We start from the raw sequence: 17,204 nt of genomic DNA, 5'->3' as shown, positions 1-17,204 counted from the left end.
GCTCTCTCAGTTGGCAATTCAACGACACGAGCAGATTTGCGCGCGCGACGCTTCCGTCAAGCATCTCTCCCGGGGCCACCCCTCCCTCTCCCGCAAGGGGAGAGGGAGCCTGACAAGCGTGCCCTCCTTACTTGGCCGAGCGGCGCATCCGCGTGAATTCAAATCACGCTCCAGTTCGAGCCCCTCCACCCAAGTAGGACCAATGCACGACACTGCGAAGATTTGTCGCGCTTAATCCGCGCCGAACGGCATAAATCTTGCTGCAATTCAGATTGTTTGAAATTCATTGCCTTACCAATTCACCGCCGTTGTCCCCAAGCATTTGGATTTGCCGGATGCGCTGCCTCGTCGTCGCCGACTTGCATTACTCGTTGCCGCAGTTCGACTGGCTGCTGGCGGCCGCGCCGCAATTCGATCTGGTGATCTTCGCGGGCGATGCGCTCAACCTCGGCTCGGCGGTCGATTTCCGCGCCCAGATCGTGGTCGTCACGAAATACCTGTCGCGCCTCGCCGGCCTCACGCGCGTGATCTTCTGCTCGGGCAATCATGACCTCGACGAGCGCAACGCAGAGGGCGAGAAGATCGCGCGATGGGTCGCCGGCATCAGGGAATCCGGCGTGGCCTGCGACGGCGACAATCTGACCATCGGCGACACGCTGTTCACGGTGTGCCCGTGGTGGGACGGCCCGCTGGTCAAGGCGCGGATCGACGACCAGCTGCGCGAGGCGGCCGCCGTCCCGCACCGCCGCTGGGTCTGGGTGCATCACGCCCCGCCGGCGGATTCCCCGATCAGCTGGGGCGGCAAGCGCTTCTTCGGCGACGTCGAGCTGCTGCGCTGGATCGAGCGCCACCATCCGGCGATGGTGATCTCCGGCCATGTGCATCAATCGCCGTTCATCCCGAGCGGCTCGTGGTTCGACCGCATCGGCACCACCTGGGTGTTCAATACCGGCCTGCAGCCCGGCCGGCCGCCGGTCTACATCGTGCTCGATCTCACCCAGGACAAGGCGTTCTGGCTCGCCGCCGGCGATGCGCAGATCGTCGATCTCAACGCCCCCCTGCATCGGCCGGCAACGCCGCTCAGCGAGGCGCCGGACTGGCTCACATCCTTGGATCGGATTGCCGATCCGAGCCTGGCGCGACCTGCATCGGCGGCAGGTTGATCATGCTCTGCAGCACCTCGCCGACCATCGCCAGATGGGTGCCGTGGTCAGCATATTGGTGCATCAGGTCGGCCAGATAGGTCGTGGCGACGTGCAGCCGCTGCGCCAGGAGCTGCGCGATCAGCAGCGCGACCGCAGGCTGCTCGCGCAGGAACGACGCCGCGTCGTCGAATTCATACAGCACGCAATCGGACACCGTGCGCACCTTCGCGCTGTGCGGCCGGTCGAGCAGGACACTCATCTCGCCGAACACCGCGCCGGGCTCGTCGATCACGGCCACCAGACTGTCGCCCTTCACAACCTCCACCTTGCCCTCGAGCAGCACGAACAAATGACCTGTCTTGCCGCCCTCCTCGATGAAATCCGTGCCGGCCGGCAGGCTCCGTTGCGTTGCTCCGCTGCAGTGATCAAGGATCGCGCGCATCTGGCTTCGTCTCCGTGTCCGCCAGACTAGGCAGAGATGCCGTCGAGGTGAAACGGATTAGCTGGGCGTTCTGCCCAAATTGTCGGCAGGCCGCGGTGCGGGCGCGAGGGGCGGCGCCGTCACGCAGTGGGCGCGGCATGCTTGATCGACAGGAAATCGCCGATCGTATCGAGGAACAGTTTTGGCGATTGCAGCTGCGGGACGTGCGCACATCCCGGAACGACCCTGAGTTCGGCCCGCGGCAGTCCGGCGGCCAATTCGTATGACATCGGTGGCGGCGTCGCCTCGTCGTATTCGCCGACCACCACAAGTGCCGGGACGGTCACGCGGCCGAGTTCGGCACGAAGATCGAGGCTCGCCAGCGCATCGCAGGCCGCGCAGAACACGTCGGGATCGGTGCGCAGGAAAGCTTCGCGGCGATCCTGCATCAGCGCCGGATGCTGTGCCTGGAAATCCGGTGCGAACAGCCGGCGCATCGCAACGTCGGTGATCGCGGCGAGCCCCTTCTCGCGGGAGACCCTTGCCATGGTGCGGAACGCCTCGCGGCCCGGCTCGGAGAACGCAGCTCCGGTGTCGGCGAGGATCAGCCGGCTCGCGAGCGCCGGGTGGCGGATCGCCATCTGCAGCGCGACGAACCCGCCATAGCCGTTGCCAAGCACGATCGCCGGCATGCCGTCAGCCGCATCATGCACCGCCTTCGCCATCCGGTCGGCGATGGCAGCAAGGCCGCCTTCGACGGCGGCCGATCGGCCAAATCCCGGGAGTTCCGGCACGATGGTCCGAAACGACCGGGCAAGCTCCGGCACGATCGCATCGAAGCTCGCGCGGTCCGACAGCAGGGAGTGAAACAGGAGCAGCGGCGGCCCCTCGCCCGACTGGGCTGCGTTGACGGTGCGGTTGGCGAAAAGCCTGTCCATTGCCGGTCTCTTTCCAAATCGGGCCGAGGGCTCCGAGGCCCCTTTCGCGACGATTGATAAATCAAATCGGGCTGATTTCAAGCATTTTGGACTTGATGTGATATTTCACAGACTGCAATTTAATAGCAGGAGTCTTGAGAAGAATGATCCTTTTGCGCGACAATATCTACGAAAACCTGCGGTCTGATATTTTATCATGCCACTTCGCGCCAGGTGATGAAATGCGGGAGCAGGAACTGGCGGAGCGCTATGCGGTCAGCCGCCAGCCCGTCCGGGACGCCCTGCTGCGGCTCGAACGCGAGCATCTGGTGACGGTGCAGCCCCGCCAGGGCTACCGGGTAAATCCGATCTCGCTGTCCGACGCGCGTGACCTGCTGCGCTTTCGGCTGGCGCTCGAGCCGGCCTGCGTCGCCGAGGCGATCGAGAGCGCGCCCGACAGAATCCTGAAATCACTCGATGAATTCCGCCGCTTCTCCGGCAGCCATGAGGACTTCATCGCCTACAATCGCGGCTTCCACTCCGCGCTGGCGCACGCATCGGGCAACCGCCGGATGGCGGCGACGCTCTGCGACCTGATCGGTCAGGCCGACCGGCTGGTGCGCGTCAGCGTCTCCAACCTGAAGGGCCACGATCCGGCGAAGCTCGTGGCCGAACACGTCGCCCTGATCGACGCCATGCAGCAGCGCGAGGCCCGCACCGCGGCCCGCATCATCAAGGCGCACATCGCCGCCACCGAAAAGCGGGTCCTGCCGGCGCTCAAGCGCAACGCCATCATCGTCGAAGAGAGGTCATCATGAATATTTCGTCGAAGCCCGCGACGATCGAGGTCGAGATCCACGGCAATTTCATCGACGGACGCGAGGTCGAGGCCGGAAGCGGCGAGCTGCTGGACGTCCGCAATCCCGCGACCGGCGACGTCATCGCCCGGATCCCGAATTCGACCGCTGAAGACATCGACCGCGCGATGAAGAGCGCGCGCGCGGCGTTCGAAGGCAAGGCATGGGGCGGAATGGATACCCGCGCGCGTGCCCGGCTCGTCAACAGGCTCGCCGACGCGTTCGTAGCCAATCTCGATACGCTGTACCGGCTGGAGACGTTGAACAACGGACGGCCCGTCAACGAGACCCGCGCGCAGCTGTCGCGGCTGCCGGATTTCTTCCGCTATTTCGCTGGCGTGGCGCTGTCGCGTCGCGATTCCGTGATCCCGGTCGAAGGCTCCTATCTGAACTACACGCTGCGCACGCCGATCGGAATCGTCGCCAACTGCACGCCGTTCAATCATCCGCTGATGATCCTGTGCAAGTCGCTTGCCGTGGTGCTGGCGACCGGCTGCGTCACCGTGGTCAAACCGTCGGAATACACGCCACTGACGACGCTGAAGCTCGCCCAGATCTTCAGCGAGGCGGGCTTGCCTCCCGGCGTCTTCAACATCGTGCTTGGGTTGGGCCATAGCGCGGGCAAGATGCTGGCCGAGCACGGCGACATCAACAAGCTCGTGCTGACCGGCGGCACCGAGGCGGGCCGCATCGCGGGCAGCGCCGCGGCGAAGGTGTTCGCGCACCAGACCATGGAGCTCGGCGGCAAGACGCCGGTGATGATATTCGATGATTTCGACGTCGATCGCGCCGTCAACTACGCCGCATTCGGCGCCTTCATCGGCGCCGGACAGACCTGCGTTTGCGCGTCGCGCCACATCGTGCAGGCCTCGATCTACGACGAGTTCGTCGAAAAGCTGAAGGCCAAGACCCGCACCATCCGCATTGGCGATCCCTTCGATCCGAACACCCAGCTTGGGCCCGTGATCTCGGCGCGGCAGCGCGACCGCGTGCTCACCTATACGCGCTATGGCCATGAAGACGGCGCGCGGCTGCTCACCGGCGGCGTCGCCGCCAAGGTCGCGGGTCACGACAACGGCTATTTCGTCGAGCCGACGGTGTTCGCAGACGTCAAATCCGACATGCGGATTTTCCAGGAGGAGGTGTTCGGTCCCTTCACCTCGGTGACGCCGTTCGAGGACGAGGCCGACGCGCTCCGGCTCGCCAACGACTCGCCGTTTGGCCTCGCCGCCGCGATTCGCACCCGCGACGTCGCGCGCGCCCATCGCGTCGCCGCCGCGGTCAAGGCCGGCATCGTCTGGATCAACGACCACCACCGGCTCGATCCGGCCTCGCCCTGGGGCGGCGTCGACGATTCCGGCATTGGCCGCGAATGCGGCACCGAGAGTTTTGACGACCATTTCAACACCAAGAGCGTGATGGTCGCGACCCACGAACAGCCGTTCGATTGGTACCGCGACACGGCCAGCCAGCGCCGTTTGAACTAGTACCCAGAATCAGAGCTGAGTGATACGGCGGCCTTTGAAACGGCGTTGACGGACCTTTTTCTTGGTCCAGACGAAGGGCTCGGCTCTGTCGTTGTATGCGTTGACGTAGGCATCGATGTGCTCCTGAAGCTGCGTGAGGCTTGTGAAGGAGGTGCCGCTGAGCGACTGCCCCTGCAAGATCGAAAACCATACCTCGACCTGATTGAGCCAAGACGCACTTGTCGGCGTGAAATGAAATTGCACGTTGGGGTGGGCCTTGAGCCAATGCTCGTTCTTCTTGTGGGTGTTGAGGTTGTCGAGGATGACGTGAAGCTTCCGGTTCGGAAAAGCCGCGGTGACGCTGTTCATGAAGTCGAGAAACTCGACGCGGCGTCGGCGTTTTGAATGCGCCGCGATGATCTTTCCGGTGGCGACTTCGAGCGCCGCAAACAATGTTGTGGTGCCATGCCGCTTGTAATCGTGGCTCTGGCCGGTCAAGGCGCGGCCATTGGGCAACTTCAGATAACCCTGCGCTCGCTCCAAAGCCTGGATCGAGGGCTTCTCGTCCACGCACAGCACAATGGCCTTCGCGGGCGGGGCGACATAGAGGCCGACAACATCGGCGGCTTTGGCCGTAAAGTTCGGGTCGTTGCTCTCACACCAGGACTTACGAGCCGCGAGGTCAATCTTGTGGCTGCGCAGGAACCGCCAGACATTTTGGACGTCAACATCGCCCAGCGCCCCGGCCAGCAGGGGCCCGGTCCAGCGTGCGAACCCGTCCGGCGGCGGCTTGTCCAGCAGCTTCAGAATCCGCTTGTCGGTGGCCTTCGTATAGATTGGCTGCTTGCCCGGTCGCGGCTTGTCTTGCAGCCCTTCAAGGCCTTGGTCGGCATAGCGATGCCGCCAAAGGCTGACAATCCGCGGCTGGACCCCAACTTCCTTGGCGATCGACCGAGTGCTGCGTCCATCCGCCGCCAACAGAACTATCCGCGCCCGCTTCAAATCGCGCTGCAACGTCACCGGGGAGCGGCAACACGCCTCAAGCACCTTGCGATCTTTCCTCGAAAGGTGGACTTCTCTTGCTTCGGGTATCATCCCGACCTTGAATCACGACTCACGCTTTAAGAACAGTAGGTACTAGCCACAGTCAGGCAAGCGGCAATCGCCCACAGATGGCGGGCCGCATCCACGAGGAAACAGTCAAGGGGAGAGCGTACATGTCCACATCGGTCAACGCGGGGAGCCGTCTCGATCGGCTGCCGATCGGACCATTCCATCGCCGCATCATGATCCTGATCGGGATCGGGATGTTCTTCGACGGCTTCGACATCTACATCGCCGGCACCGTGCTCGGCGTAACGCTGAAGACCGGGTTCTCGACGCTCGCCGAGAACGCCGCGTTCATCTCCGCAACCTTTGTCGGCATGATGCTCGGATCATTCGGCACCGGCTTCCTCGGCGACCGTTACGGCCGGCGCTTCACCTACCAGTTCAATTTGCTCCTTTTCGGCATCGCGTCTCTGGCGGCGGCGTTTGCGCCGAGCATGGCTTTCCTGATTGCCTGCCGTTTCGTGATGGGCGTCGGTCTCGGCGCCGAGAACGTCGTCGGCTATTCCACGATGACCGAGTTCGTGCCGGCGCGCAGCCGCGGCAAATGGCTCGGCTTCACCGCCGTCTGCGTCGTGACCGGCCTGCCGGTGGCGCTGTTGGTGGCGTCCGTCGTCGTCCCGCTGTTTGGCTGGCGCGCGATGTTCGTGATGGGCGGCGTTGGCGCCTTGATCGTGTGGTACCTGCGCAAGTCGCTGCCGGAATCGCCGCGCTGGCTTGAGGCGGTGGGACGCACCGCCGAGGCCGAGGCGCTGATGCAGTCGATCGAGAAGGAGGCAGCCCAAGGCCGCCCCTTGCCGGCCCCGGCCGCGGCAACGAAGGCGCCGGTGTCGCCCGATCTCGCCACCCTGTTCACCGCGCCGCTGCTGTCGCGCATGATCGTCGGCTCGATCTGCCTGATCACCATCAATACGCTGCTCTACGGCTTCGTGACCTGGCTGCCGGTGTTCTTCATCAAGCAGGGCCTCTCGGTCGCGACCTCGTTCGGCTACTCGCTGCTGATGGCGCTCGGCGCGCCGATCGGCTCGGCGATCGGCGCCCTCACCGCCGACCGCTGGGGCCGCAAGCCCACGATCATCGGCGCGTCGCTGATCACGATCATCCTCGGCGTGATCTATCCGATGATCTCGGATCCATTCCTGCGGTCGGCTTCGCGCTGACCGTGCCTATCTATGTTTTGGTCGCGCTGTTGTTCGGCATCTATATTCCCGAACTGTTCCCGACCGAGGTGCGGCTGCGGGCGTCCGGTATCGTCAATACGCTCGGCCGCGGCGCCACCATCGTGACGCCGTTCCTGGTCGTGATGCTGTTCGAAGCGCGCGGCGTCGCCGGTGTGATGGCTCTGATGATCGGGCTGCTCGTCGTGCAGATCATCACGGTGTGGGCGCTCGGCATCGAGCCGCGGCACCGCAGCCTCGAGGAGCTCAAGGGCGAGGAAGCGCCATCCGCGGTCCCGCAGGAAGCGTCGTGAAACGGTGGGTGCTCCTGCAGCCCACCGCCTGATCGTCAAGCATTCCGGCGCCAGACCATGATCCGGAAAAGTGCGAAGCGGTTTTCCGAAAAGATCATGCTCAGACAAAGAGCGAAAGCGCGATGACGATTCAACCCAATCTCATCGCGCTTTAGGCCGGAATGCTTGAACCGAGATTACGCGCGACGAGCAACGCCGTATCGCTCTACGGCTTGATCTCCAGCGTTTGGCGTTTGCCGGCAGCGACGGAGAACGGCTTTTTCTGGCCGTCGGCATAGGTCGCGACCGCGACGTTATCGCCGGCGCCGAGCGCGACATTGACGGCTGCGTCATAGGTCACCGAGACGCGCTTGCGCTCGTCATTGATGTCACGCTCGGTCGCGAGAATGCGAAGTTGCGTCCTCATCAACACCTGTCATCGCCCGGTTCGACCGGGCGATCCAGTACGCCGCGGCCTCTCGGCTCATGCAGCGGCGTCTCTGGAATACTGGATCACCCGCTTTCGCGGGTGATGACACTGAACAGGCTGTTTGACATGTGAATCGGAATCCCATTGTCGTCCTGGCGAAAGCCAGGACGACGGCGGTGTGTGTGGCCGCGCGCCGCCCCTCACATCCCGCGCGCAAATCTGCGGAAGCCCGGCGCGCCGGTCAGTGCCTCGAATGCGGTGTCGCGCTTCTCTTCGGCGAAGGAAAAACCGGCCTGGGCGTAGCAGCGCTCGGCCGCTTCGTTGCCGATCACGAACGAGATCGACGCCTGCCCAAAGCCCGCGGCCTTGCCGTCGGCGAGTGCGCGCCCGATCAAGGCCTGCACCAGGCCGCCGCCACGATGCGACGCTTCGGTTGCGACATGCTCGATCAGCCAGTCGCCCTCGCCGCCCTGAACCCAGCAATTGCGGGCATAACCGCCGCGCGCGACGATGGCGGCCGGATCGGCCCCGATCTGTGGCGCCACCTCCTCGATCGCGGCGCGGGCTGCGACGACGGTGCCGGAGGCGGGCAGCGCGCACAGCGCGGCGGCCGGCACGCCATCGACCTCGGCGATCAGGAAATGGGCGACGTGGTACCATGACCGCACCCGCGCAATGGCGAGCCGCGCCATGAAGTCGAGGCATTCCGGTTCGGGACGATCCAGCGCGATGTCGGTCCAGCCGCGCGACAACGGGCCGCGCTGCGCGGCCAGCACGATACGGGCGATGAAGCCGGCGTCGGCGGATCGTGCGGGACGGATCGAGGATCGTCCCGCGCCGATCATCTCAGGTGTTCTTCAACGCGACGCGGAATTCGGCCTCGGTCTTGGCCTTGACCTCGTCGAGCGTGACGCCGTCGGCGAGCTCGATCAGCGCCATGCCGTCCTTGCCGTGCTTGTCGATGGTGAACACCGCAAGATCGGTGACCACCATGTCGACCACGCGCTCGCCGGTCAGCGGCAGGTTGCACTGCTTGAGCAGCTTCGCGCCGTCCTTGGCGGAATGCTCCATCACGACGACGACGCGCTTGACGCCGGCGACGAGGTCCATGGCACCGCCCATGCCCTTCACCATCTTGCCGGGGATCATCCAGTTGGCAAGGTCGCCATTCTGCGCCACCTGCATGGCGCCGAGGATCGACAAGTCGATATGGCCGCCGCGCACCATGCCGAAGGATTCGGCCGAGGAGAAATAGCTGGTCGAGGGCAGCTCGCTCACCGTCTGCTTGCCGGCGTTGATGAGGTCGGCGTCAACCTCGTCCTCATAGGGGAACGGGCCCATGCCGAGCATGCCGTTCTCGCTCTGCAGGCTGACGTCGATGCCGTCGGGGATGAAGTTCGAGACCAGCGTCGGAATGCCGATGCCGAGATTGACGTAATAGCCGTCGCGCAACTCCTTGGCGGCGCGGGCGGCCATCTGTTCACGGGTCCAGGCCATGAGGCTCTCCTGAAGAGTTATGTCTTAGTTGCGCATGATCTTGTCGGAAAACCGGTTCCCGCTTTTCCGGATCATGCGTTAAGCGGCGGGACGCGGGCGGGTGTTGCGGAATTCGATCCGCTTCTTGCCGGTCACGACCTCGATGATGCGTTTGACGAAGATGCCGGGGGTGTGGATGTGGTCCGGGTCAATCTCGCCGGCCGGCACCAGATGCTCGACCTCGGCGACGGTGACCTTGGCGGCGGTGGCCATCATCGGGTTAAAGTTACGCGCGGTCTTGCGGTAGACCAAATTGCCGGCGGTGTCGCCCTTCCAGGCGTGGACGATGGCGACGTCGGCGAACAGGCCGCGTTCCATGATGTACTTCTCGCCGTCGAATTCCTTCACTTCCTTGCCTTCAGCGATCAGCGTGCCGACGCCGGTCTTGGTGTAGAAGGCCGGGATGCCGGCGCCGCCGGCGCGGATGCGCTCGGCCAGCGTGCCCTGCGGGTTGAACTCGAGCTCGAGCTCGCCGGCGAGATATTGCTGGGCGAACAGCTTGTTCTCGCCGACATAGGACGAGATCATCTTCTTGATCTGGCGCGTTTCCAGCAGCCGGCTGAGGCCGATGCCATCGACGCCGGCATTGTTGGAGACGACCGTCAGCCCCTTCACGCCGGAGTCGCGGATCGCGTCCGACAGGGTTTCGGCAATGCCGCAGAGGCCGAAGCCCCCCGACATGATCATGATGCCGTCCTTGAGGAGACCATCGAGTGCCGATTTGGCGTCGGGATAAACCTTGTTCATGCAGCAAATACCTGATGGAGGGCGCGGAACGGCTGTGACCAGCGGATTATTAGGCGGAATCTTCGCAGCGCGTCAATCACGGCCCGTACGGCGACCGGCGGCGGCCCGCGGCAGCAACATGGCCTTGAAAGCGACAAGAAAACCCTTCAAGTTGCGTGGGTTGGCACCGGCTACCATTGCGCAGCCGGCAGTGTTCGACGACGACCCCACAAAACTCAATCCGACCCGGATATGTCATTGACGATGGCCCAAGGAATTAAGCGCCTGGGGATGCCGATCGCGGCTCTTTTAGGCTTGGTGCTCGTCGGGCTGGTGGGAACGTCGTGGTTCCTCAACCGGGACGCGCTGCAGCGCGCGGTGGAAGCGCAGATTCGAGCCGTGACCGGGCTTGAGCTGGTGGTCAACGGCCCGATCGATGTTTCGGTCTTTCCCGGCAGTTATGTCTCCTTTCATAATGTCGGGCTGAAGGGCGCCGACACCATCGGTCCCGCCCTGCAGGTCGATGTGCTGACCGCCAATCTGCGCCTGCTGCCGCTGTTGCTGCGGCGGTTTGAGATTGCCGACGTCATGATGCTGCGCCCGCATATCCGTGTGGTCCGCGACGGCGCCGGCGAGAGCAACTGGACACCGTTCGTCGAGACCATCGCCAAGGCGATGACGCCCGGCGCCGAGAACCAGGTGTCGTTCTCCGAAATCCGGATCCAGGACGGCGAGCTGAATTACCAGGATGGGACCAACAACATCTCCGAGCAACTCGGCGATATCGATCTTTCGTTGGCTTGGTCCTCCATATCGCGATCCTTTGCCGCAACCGGCCAGTTCGACTGGCGCGGCGAGCGCGTCGACGGCTCGATCAGCGCTAGCGATTTCGTCGCGCTGCTGTCGGGCGACCGTTCCGGCCTCAAGGCCCGGCTCGCCAGCGCACCGCTGAAGGTCGCATTCGACGGAACCGTCGCCAACCGTACCAGCCTGATGATGGAAGGCGTCGCCACCATGGACTCACCGTCGCTGCGCAACGCGTTGCGCTGGATGGGGCAGGCGCCGCCCGGCGGCGGTGGCGGGTTCGGCCGCTTCGCCCTGAAGGCCCGCGCCAATGTGGTCGGCGGCTCGGTCGCGCTCACCAATGTCAATGTCGAGCTCGACGGCAATGTCGCCGAGGGCGTGATGACCTATGCCAATAACGGCCGCCAGACGCTGCAGGCGACGCTTGCCGCCGGCAATCTCGATTTCACGCCCTACATCTCGACGTTCCGCCTGCTCGCCAGCGGCCAGCGCGACTGGAACAGGCAGCTGTTCGACCTGACCTCGCTGTCGTCGACCGATCTCGACATGCGCCTGTCGGCCGCCAAGGTGACGGTCGGCCCGTCGAAGCTCGGCCGCACCGCGTTCGGCGCCAATCTGCGCGGCGGCGCGCTCGCACTCAGCGTCGGCGAGGCGCAGATGTATGGCGGCATCGCCAAGGGCTCGTTCGCGATCGCGCGCTCGGATGCGGTCGCCGACGTCAGGGCCCAGTTCCAGTTCACCGATGTCGATTTGCAGGCCTGCGCCAGCGAATTGTTCGGCATCAACAAGCTGTCCGGCCGCGGCAACCTCAACGTCTCGCTGACGGCCTCCGGCTCGAGCCCGTTCGGGCTCGCGTCGTCGCTGGACGGCACCGCCACGCTGAACGGGCATGACGGCGCCATCGCCGGCTTCAATGTCGAGCAGCTGTTGAAGCGGCTGGAGAAGCGGCCGCTGTCCGGCGGCGGCAATTTCCGCTCCGGCTCGACGCCCTATGACAATCTCAGCATCTCGGTGAAATTCGCCGACGGCGTCGCCACCGCTGATGACATCCGGGTCGAGAGCCCCACCGCGAAGATCACGCTGACCGGCACCGCATCGGTGCCGTCGCGCGAATACGATCTCAAGGGCGTCGCCAGCCTGACCTCGACATCCGCCGGCGGCAACGCATTCGATCTGCCGTTCGTGATCCAGGGCCCGTGGGACGATCCGCTGATCTTCCCCGATCCGGAAAGCCTGATCCGCCGCTCGCCTGCATCCGCCCCGCTGCTCGATGCGGTGAAGGATCGCAAGACCCGCGACGCGGTGCGCTCGGTGATCGAGCGCTTCACCGGCGGAGCCGCGCGGCAGCCGGCAGCGGATGCAGCGACCGGCGCGCCCGCCGGCGCACCGGCGACAGCAGCCGACAATGCGAAGTCGAACTGATCGATCCATTCACTTTCCGCATCGATGCACCGGGACTGATCCACGCCCTGCCGCGAGCCCCCTACAGAAGTCGTCGGTGCGACATCTTTATCAGGTCACGGGCATGCGCTAGTGTTTTATCCAACCGGTTAAAAAACCGGCGCCATGAGGGAGAACAACGTGAGATCCAAGGTTATCGGTGCGCTATCACTCGCGGTCGCTGCGGTCGGTCTGTTCGCGGCCACGGCACCTGCTTTGGCCCAGGGCAAGACCATCACGGTCTGGTGGGGCAAGGGATTCTACAAGTCCGAAGACGACGCGCTGCTCGAGACGATCAAGACATTCGAAGCCAAGACCGGCATCAAGGTCGAACTGTCGCAATACGCGATTCAGGACATGATTCCGAAGACGGTCGCCGCGCTCGATTCCGGCACCGTGCCCGACGTCGCCTATTCCGACACTTACGATGTGCAGGCGCAGGGCAAGTGGGCCTTCGAGGGCAAGCTCGAGGACCTCTCCGACATCATGCTGCCGATGAAGGACGCGTTCGCGCCGAACACGCTGGAAGCGGCCCTGCTCTACAATGACGTCACCAAGAAGAAATCCTATTACGGCTTCCCGCTGAAGCAGCAGAGCATGCACGTGCAGATCTGGGGCGACATGCTGGACAAGGCCGGCTTCAAGGCCGCCGACATCCCGACCAAGTGGGAGGATTACTGGACGTTCTGGTGCGACAAGGTGCAGCCGGCGATCCGCAAGGCGACCGGCCAGCGCACCTACGGCGTCGGCCAGCCGATGGGCGTGGAATCCACCGACTCGTTCCAGTCGTTCTACACCTTCATGGACGCCTATCACGTCAAGCTGGTCGACGACGACGGCAAGCTCCTGGTCGACGATCCCAAGGTGCGCGACGGTCTGATCCACGCGCTGAAGGATTACACCGACACCTACATCAAGGGCTGCACGCCACCCTCCTCGACGACCTGGAAGGACCCCGACAACAACGTCGCGTTCCACAACAAGACGATCGTGATGACCCACAATTTCACGATCTCGATCGCGGCGAAGTGGTTCGAGGATTCCACCAACCCGGCGCTGACCGACGCGCAGCGCGCGGCCGGCAAGCAGGCCTATGAGCAGGACATCATCACGGCGTCCTTCCCGAAGGCACCGGACGGCTCGACCATCAAGTACCGCTCCGACGTCAAGACCGGGCTGATCTTCGCCAACGCCAAGAACAAGGCCGAGGGCAAGCAGTTCATCGCGTTCCTGATGCAGGAAGACAATGTGCGGCCCTATGTCGAGGGCGCGCTCGGCCGCTGGTTCCCGGTGACCAAGGCAAGCCAGGCGAGCCCGTTCTGGCAGGCCGACCGGCATCGCAAGGCGGTGTGGAATCAGTTCACCGGCGGCACCGCGCCGTTCGACTTTACCAAGAACTGGAAGTTCACCATCCTGAACAACGAGAACGTCTGGGCCAAGGCCATGAACCGCGTGGTCAGCGAGAAGGTGCCGGTCGACAAGGCCGTCGACGAACTGATCGCCCGCATCAAGCAGGTCGCGGGTTGAGGCAGTGACGCCAACCGCTACCAAGCTGTCTCCGCGTCGTCCCGGCGAAAGCCGGGACCCATACGCCGAGGCAGTCATTTGGGAGCAGGCTGGTCGACGGCTTTCGCGCAACGGCTGGGCCCTGTGATTATGGGTCCCGGCTCCGTGCGCAACTGCGCACTAGGAGCTTGTCTGGATAGTCGCTGTTCAAATCTGGTCGGGTCTGATTCAACATTGGGCGATGAGCAAGTATTTTCGGCCTTGGAACATCGATCAGACGCTGCTTCTGCCGCCGAATGTGCAGGACTTCGTGCCGAAAGGCCATGTCTCGCGGTTTATGGTTGATCTGGTGCGGGAGAGCCTCGATCTCAGGGAGATCATGGGCAGCTATGTGAGCGGGCTTGGGCAGCCGCCGTTTGATCCGCGGATGATGGTGGCGCTGCTGCTGCATAGCTATGCGAGTGGGCTGTATTCGTCGCGTCGGATTGCCAAGGCCTGCCGGGAGCGGAACGATTTTGTGATGATCGTGGCGCTGGATGCGCCGGATTTTCGGACGATCAGCGACTTTCGCAAGCGACATTTGAAGGCGCTCGGCGCGCTATTCGTGCAGGTTCTGAAGTTGTGCGAGACGGCCGGGCTGGTCAAGCTCGGTCATGTCGCGCTGGATGGTACGAAGATCAAGGCGAACGCGTCGAAACACAAGGCGATGAGTTATGAGCGCATGAAGAAGCGCGAGGCGGAATTGAAGGCCGAGGTCGCTCGCATGCTGGCGGCCGCCGAGGCGGCGGATGCCTCGGAGGATGAGACTTTCGGCAACAGCGACGAACTGCCGGACTGGACCGTCGACAAGCAGAAACGGCTGGCGAAGATCCAGCAAGCGATGGCGGCGCTGGAAGCGGACGCCAAACTGGCGGCGGAGGAAGAGCGCCGCATCGAGGCCGAAAAGGAACAGCAGCGCCAGGCCGAAGGCCGCAAGAAGCCGGGCAAACCGGCGGCGCTGCCATCGGAGGAACCCAATCCCAAGGCGCAACGCAACTTCACCGATCCGGAAAGCCGCATCATGAAGTCGAAGGATGGCTTCGTTCAGGCCTATAATGCCCAGGCGGCCGTCGATGCACATGCCCAGATCATTGTCGCGCAAGAACTGACCCAGCACGGCAGCGATCAGGGCCAGTTGGTGCCCCTGATCGAGGCCATCGAGAGCAATCTTGGCCGCAAGCCGCGGCAGGCCTCAGCGGATTCCGGCTACTGCAGCGAAGCCAATCTCGAAGCGCTCGACACACGCAGCATCGATGGCTATGTCGCGCCCGGACGCGCCAAGCACCCGACAGTAGCGAACGGAAAAGTCGGCGGCCCGCTGACACAGGCCATGCGAAAGAAGATCGACGATGGCGGCTTCGAAACACCCTACCGATTGCGAAAGCAAGTGGTGGAGCCGGTGTTCGGGCAGATCAAACAGGCAAGAGGCTTCCGCCAGTTCCTGTTGCGGGGCATCGAGAAAGTGCGCGCCGAGTGGACAATGATCTGCACCGTCCATAACCTCCTCAAGCTGTTCAACCTCGCAAACGCAGCCTGAGCCTGCTACTCTACAACAAATGCCCGTCACGAAAACATATCTGGACGGGCTCCTAGGCCGGGACGACGACGTAGGCGATATCTCGTTCTTAGAGTAACCATATGGCGATCACACTCTCCGCATCCGACGTCCCCTCGCCGCCACTGTCGGCGCGGCTGTCGCCGCCGCAGATCTGGGGCATCGCGCTGCTCGCGCCCTATCTGCTCGTCTTCCTCGCCTTCGTGGTCTATCCGGTCTGCTACGGCCTGTGGCTGGCGCGCCATCCGTCGAGCTATGTCGCGCTCTATCACGACCCGATCTTCGCGCGTGCCGCCGTCAATACGCTGATCTTCCTGGTCATCGGCATCAACATCAAGATGCTGATCGCGCTGTTCCTGTCCGGTTTCTTCGCCCAGCAGCGGCCGTGGATCAGGTGGCTGTCGGTGATCTTCATCCTGCCCTGGGCGGTGCCGTCGATCCCGACCATTCTCTCCGTGCGCTTCATGCTCAATCCGGAATGGGGCGTGGTCAACCAGTTGATCTTCAAGTTCACCGGCGACGACGGCCCGAACTGGCTGAACGATCCAGCGGTCGCGCTCGCGATGGCGATCGGGGTGCACATCTGGAAGTCGCTGCCGTTCTGGACGCTGATCCTGCTGACCGGCCGGCTCGCCATCTCGCACGATCTGTACGAGGCATCCGACGTCGACGGCGCCAATTGGTGGCAGAAATTCCGCTACATCACCTGGCCCTCGATGCAGACGCTCTACATCACCTGCACGCTGCTCTCGATGATCTGGACGCTGGGCGACTTCAACAGCGTCTATCTGCTCACCGGCGGCGGGCCCGCCGACCTCACCCACGTGCTGTCGACGCTCGGCATCCGCTATCTCAGGCTCGACCAGCTCTCGCTGGCGATGGCCTCGATCGTCTGCGCGATGCCGTTCGTGCTGCCGCTGGTCTATTTCATGATGAAACGGTTGTCGCGATGAAGCTGCCCACCCTCCGCGAAGTCGGCACCGAGGCCAAGCTGCTGTTGATCGGCATCCCGGTCTTCATCTGGACCATGATCCCGATCTACCACATGTTCGTGTTCGCGATCTCGCCGAAGGAGGACGCGTTCGCCGGCAAGCTGTGGCCGGCGCATCCGACGTTCCACAATTTCTCGATCGTGTTCCACCAGCAGCATTACTTCCTGCGCGACTTCTGGATCCAGTTCTGGAATTCGACCGTGATTGCGCTCGCGGTCGGCGCACTGACGCTGTTCGTCGCCACCGCCGCCGCCTTCTCGATTTCGCGGCTGCGCGTGCCGGGCGGCCGCGCGGTGATGAACCTGGCGCTGTTCACCTATTTCATCCCGGCGGCGTTCCTCGCCGTGCCGATGTACCGCACCATGGGCACCTACGGCCTGCTCAACAATCACTGGTCGCTGATTCTGGCGATGGTGACGATCGCCGCGCCCTACGCGATCTGGGTCCTGAAACAGGCCTCCGACAAGCTGCCGGTCGAGCTCGACGAGGCCGCGACGATGGACGGCGCCACCACGCTGCAGCTGTTCCGCCTGGTCTACGTGCCCTTGATGATGCCCTCGCTGGTCGCGGTCGGCACCTATGCGATCCTGCTCGCCTGGAACGAATATCTCTACGCGTTCCTCTTGCTGTCGAAGGACACCGACATCACCCTGCCGGTCGCGCTCGGCAACTTCCTCGCCGCCGACGATTCGCCGTGGGAGCTTCTGATGACCACCGGCTTCATCTACGCGCTGCCGCCGGCCGCGGTGTATTACGCCTTCAAGCGCTACATGGTGGGCGGGCTGACGGCAGGCGCCGTCAAGTCGTGACGGC

15 protein-coding genes and 1 pseudogene are annotated in these 17,204 nt (G+C 63.8%); 9 read left to right on the top strand and 7 right to left on the bottom strand.

The genetic code is table 11. The features are described from left to right. Window positions 1–335 precede the first annotated feature (335 nt). Window positions 336–1,163 (top strand): metallophosphoesterase family protein, encoded by an 828-nt coding sequence (locus HAP54_RS19345; RefSeq protein ID WP_166302804.1) that lies wholly within the window; start codon window positions 336–338, stop codon window positions 1,161–1,163. Here the strand turns inward: HAP54_RS19345 and HAP54_RS19340 are convergent. After that, window positions 1,102–1,587: a Crp/Fnr family transcriptional regulator gene (locus tag HAP54_RS19340; protein WP_166302801.1), complete on the bottom strand. Its 486-nt coding sequence runs from the start codon at window positions 1,585–1,587 to the stop codon at window positions 1,102–1,104. The two genes, HAP54_RS19345 and HAP54_RS19340, sit on opposite strands and share 62 nt — an antisense overlap. Before the next feature lie 119 nt (window positions 1,588–1,706). Next, the gene (locus HAP54_RS19335; RefSeq protein ID WP_166302798.1) at window positions 1,707–2,504 is read right to left on the bottom strand and encodes an alpha/beta fold hydrolase; all 798 of its coding nucleotides are present in this window, start codon (window positions 2,502–2,504) and stop codon (window positions 1,707–1,709) included. 143 nt (window positions 2,505–2,647) lie between these two features. Here HAP54_RS19335 and HAP54_RS19330 point away from each other — a divergent pair, with 143 nt between their 5' ends. Together HAP54_RS19330 and HAP54_RS19325 are read left to right on the top strand one after the other, a co-directional pair. Then, window positions 2,648–3,301, top strand: coding sequence for a GntR family transcriptional regulator (locus HAP54_RS19330; protein ID WP_166302795.1), 654 nt, complete (start codon window positions 2,648–2,650; stop codon window positions 3,299–3,301). After that, window positions 3,298–4,827, top strand: a complete 1,530-nt coding sequence (locus HAP54_RS19325) for an aldehyde dehydrogenase (protein WP_166302792.1) — start codon at window positions 3,298–3,300, stop codon at window positions 4,825–4,827. The genes HAP54_RS19330 and HAP54_RS19325 overlap by 4 nt, the downstream gene beginning before the upstream one ends. A gap of 9 nt (window positions 4,828–4,836) precedes the next feature. On the opposite strand, the gene HAP54_RS19320 is transcribed toward HAP54_RS19325, so the two are convergent. Next, window positions 4,837–5,901 carry an IS630 family transposase gene (locus tag HAP54_RS19320; RefSeq protein WP_166302789.1) on the bottom strand — a complete coding sequence of 355 codons (1,065 nt, stop codon included), beginning with the start codon at window positions 5,899–5,901 and terminating at the stop codon, window positions 4,837–4,839. Window positions 5,902–6,023: 122 nt separating this feature from the next. Here HAP54_RS19320 and HAP54_RS19315 point away from each other — a divergent pair. After that, window positions 6,024–7,384 (top strand): annotated as a pseudogene (locus tag HAP54_RS19315) (MFS transporter). A 205-nt stretch (window positions 7,385–7,589) separates the two neighbouring features. Here HAP54_RS19315 and HAP54_RS19310 read toward each other — a convergent pair. From HAP54_RS19310 to HAP54_RS19295, 4 genes are all read right to left on the bottom strand, one after another. Then, window positions 7,590–7,790: a hypothetical protein gene (locus HAP54_RS19310; protein ID WP_166302786.1), complete on the bottom strand. Its 201-nt coding sequence runs from the start codon at window positions 7,788–7,790 to the stop codon at window positions 7,590–7,592. A 203-nt stretch (window positions 7,791–7,993) separates the two neighbouring features. Continuing rightward, complete coding sequence (locus tag HAP54_RS19305) at window positions 7,994–8,638, bottom strand: GNAT family N-acetyltransferase (protein WP_166302783.1); 645 nt, start codon at window positions 8,636–8,638, stop codon at window positions 7,994–7,996. 1 nt (window position 8,639) lies between these two features. Next, a complete protein-coding gene (locus tag HAP54_RS19300) occupies window positions 8,640–9,290 on the bottom strand; it encodes a 3-oxoacid CoA-transferase subunit B (protein ID WP_029085538.1) in 651 nt (216 codons plus the stop codon). A gap of 78 nt (window positions 9,291–9,368) precedes the next feature. Continuing rightward, window positions 9,369–10,076 carry a CoA transferase subunit A gene (locus HAP54_RS19295; protein ID WP_166302780.1) on the bottom strand — a complete coding sequence of 236 codons (708 nt, stop codon included), beginning with the start codon at window positions 10,074–10,076 and terminating at the stop codon, window positions 9,369–9,371. Window positions 10,077–10,319: 243 nt separating this feature from the next. Between HAP54_RS19295 and HAP54_RS19290 the strand changes: the two genes are divergently transcribed. The 5 genes from HAP54_RS19290 (at window position 10,320) to HAP54_RS19270 (ending at window position 17,200) form a co-directional block, all read left to right on the top strand. Beyond that, entirely contained in the window at window positions 10,320–12,281 is a 1,962-nt protein-coding gene (locus tag HAP54_RS19290; protein WP_224741865.1) for an AsmA family protein, read from the top strand. 159 nt (window positions 12,282–12,440) lie between these two features. Beyond that, a complete protein-coding gene (locus tag HAP54_RS19285; protein WP_166302777.1) occupies window positions 12,441–13,826 on the top strand; it encodes an ABC transporter substrate-binding protein in 1,386 nt (461 codons plus the stop codon). Window positions 13,827–14,046: 220 nt separating this feature from the next. After that, entirely contained in the window at window positions 14,047–15,381 is a 1,335-nt protein-coding gene (locus HAP54_RS19280) for an IS1182 family transposase (RefSeq protein WP_166202952.1), read from the top strand. 101 nt (window positions 15,382–15,482) lie between these two features. Next, entirely contained in the window at window positions 15,483–16,352 is an 870-nt protein-coding gene (locus tag HAP54_RS19275) for a carbohydrate ABC transporter permease (RefSeq protein ID WP_166302774.1), read from the top strand. Next, entirely contained in the window at window positions 16,349–17,200 is an 852-nt protein-coding gene (locus HAP54_RS19270; RefSeq protein ID WP_029085533.1) for a carbohydrate ABC transporter permease, read from the top strand. The genes HAP54_RS19275 and HAP54_RS19270 overlap by 4 nt, the downstream gene beginning before the upstream one ends. Window positions 17,201–17,204: the final 4 nt, after the last annotated feature.

The sequence above is a fragment of the Bradyrhizobium sp. 2S1 genome (genome assembly GCF_011516625.5).
Taxonomy (GTDB): Bacteria; Pseudomonadota; Alphaproteobacteria; order Rhizobiales; family Xanthobacteraceae; genus Bradyrhizobium; species Bradyrhizobium septentrionale.
The sequence above is the reverse complement of the archived record's forward strand: the minus strand, read 5'-3'. Positions and strand labels throughout refer to the sequence as shown.